The 252-nt window shown below is 46.4% G+C and carries 1 pseudogene; it reads left to right on the top strand.

What is annotated here, in order from left to right:
* Window positions 1-219, top strand: a pseudogene (locus tag CWB66_RS21615) (hypothetical protein); the annotation flags it as partial.
* Window positions 220-252: the final 33 nt, after the last annotated feature.

The following is a 252-nucleotide window of genomic DNA, read 5'->3' as shown; positions in this document are numbered from 1 at the left end:
AAGGAAGACTATGCTAACCCGACCGACATTTCGAATATCTACCTAAAATCACGTAGCGGTGAACTAGTGGCACTTGATAGCCGTTTCAGCTTAAAAGAGGAAGCAACAGCCTCTCGCTTTAACCGTTACAACCGTATGCGCGCAATAACGCTAATCGCCATCTTAGCGGCTGGCTATACGCTTGAAGAAGCACTTATCTTTTTAACCGAAGTCGCTGCTTAGGAAAACGATATAGCCGGTGCAGGAGACTTC

The organism is Pseudoalteromonas sp. S558 (genome assembly GCF_005886635.1).
Classification (GTDB): domain Bacteria; phylum Pseudomonadota; class Gammaproteobacteria; order Enterobacterales; family Alteromonadaceae; genus Pseudoalteromonas; species Pseudoalteromonas aliena.
The sequence above is the reverse complement of the archived record's forward strand: the minus strand, read 5'-3'. Positions and strand labels throughout refer to the sequence as shown.